The organism is Curtobacterium sp. B8 (genome assembly GCF_000333315.1).
Taxonomy (GTDB): domain Bacteria; phylum Actinomycetota; class Actinomycetes; order Actinomycetales; family Microbacteriaceae; genus Curtobacterium; species Curtobacterium luteum.
In genome coordinates this window covers 1-1,736 of the sequence record NZ_BACW01000483.1, presented here as the reverse complement: position 1 = coordinate 1,736, position 1,736 = coordinate 1, and the positions used below count along the sequence as shown (strand labels likewise).

The 1,736-nt window shown below is 73.8% G+C and carries 2 protein-coding genes; both read right to left on the bottom strand.

The features are described from left to right. Window positions 1-616: alpha/beta fold hydrolase (locus tag I59_RS12470; protein WP_022904150.1), on the bottom strand; the 616-nt coding region annotated here is incomplete at its 3' end. 385 nt (window positions 617-1,001) lie between these two features. Continuing rightward, window positions 1,002-1,736, bottom strand: a 735-nt coding sequence (locus tag I59_RS12465) for a PLP-dependent transferase (protein ID WP_022904149.1), incomplete at its 5' end; no start/stop codon positions are given.

Sequence of the window (1,736 nt, the reverse complement as noted above, 5' to 3'; positions counted from 1 at the left end):
AGGCCAGCACGGCCAACCGCGCGACCCGTTCCGGNTGGGTGATCGCGAACTCGAGGGCGTGCATCCCGCCCATCGACCCGCCGACGACGCCCGCGAAGCGCTCGATGCCGAGTCGGTCGGCCAGCCGCGCCTGCACTGCGACCTGGTCGCGCACGGTGACGAACGGGAAGCGCGAGCCCCACTCGACCCCGTCCGGCGCGACCGAGGACGGCCCGGTCGTGCCCTGGCAGCTGCCGAGCATGTTCGGCACGACGACGAACCAACGGTCCGTGTCGATCGCCCGCCCGGGACCCACGACGTCGCCCCACCAGCCGGCGGTGCGGTGTCCGGGGCCGGCGCTCCCGGCGACGTGCGAGTCACCGGTCAGTGCGTGGAACACGAGCACGGCGTTGTCCCGCTCGGGGGAGAGCGTGCCCCAGGTCTCGTAGGCGACCCGGACCGCGGGCAGTCGTCCCCCGCGGACCCAGTGCTCTCCCGTGTTCTCGAAGCGACGGTTCCCGGGGTGGTCGCCTGGACGCCAGGCGCCGGTGACGGGTGGCTTGCCGAGGGTGCCGAGTTCGGCGCCGGGCACGAGGGAGGACGGCACGGAGTCCTCGGGGGTCGTCTGCCAGTCCATCGTCCGACCAGTCTGCCGGGAGGCGCGGGTCGCCGCCGCCGTGTTACGTCACCCCGGGCGTGTGGTCGCGGTGGTCGCGCGCGTTCCGGGGTGCGGCCCGCGGCGGTGCGGGCGCGGCCGGCGGCGGTGCGGGTTCTGGTCTACGGGTGGCGCGGCGTCCGGTGTCCCGTTTGCGGGTGGCGCGGCGTCCGGTGTGCGGTCGTTTGCGGCGCCGGACGCTGTTGTGCGACATCGCCGTCGTCGTGCGACGACGGCGATGTCGTCGCCCCGCGCGCGCAATCGTTGCGTGCGCAACGAACGACGCCGCCGCTGTCGTTCGACAGCGGCGGCGTCGTTCCGCAGCGGCCGCGGCGGGCTCACGGCGCGGCCCCGCCCGGACCCGGCGCTAGGCGCGCAAGCGCTCCGACTCCGCCCGGGCCGCGGCGAGCCCGGCCTCGAGGTCGGCCCGGAGGTCCTCGATGTTCTCGATCCCGACCGACAGGCGGACGAGCCCCGGCGTGACCCCGGTCGTCAGCTGCTGCTCGGGCGTGAGCTGCGAGTGCGTGGTCGACGCCGGGTGGATCACGAGCGAGCGCACGTCACCGATGTTGGCCAGGTGCGAGAACAGCTGCAGGTTGTCGACGAACGCCTTGCCCGCGTCCACGCCGCCCTTCAGCTCGAACGACAGCACGGCCCCGACGCCCTTCGGCGCGTACTTCGTCGCCGCGGCGTACCAGGGGGAGGTGGGCAGGCCCGCGTACGAGACCGAGGCCACGTCCGGGTGCCGGTCGAGCCACTCGGCGATCTCCTGCGCGTTCGACACGTGCCGCTCGATCCGCAGGCTCAGCGTCTCGATGCCCTGGAGGAGCGCGAACGCCGTGTCCGGCGAGTTCGACGCCCCGAGGTCGCGCAGCAGCTGCACCCGCGCCTTGATGATGTACGCCAGCTGGTCGCCGACCGCCTGCGAGAACACCGCGCCGTGGTAGGAGGGGTCCGGCGTGCTGAACTCGGGGAACTTCTCGGGGTGCTCCGACCAGGCGAACGTCCCGCCGTCGACGATGACCCCGCCGATGACGGTGCCGTGGCCGCCGAGGAACTTCGTGGCCGAGTGCACGACGACGTCGGCGCCGTGCTCGACGAC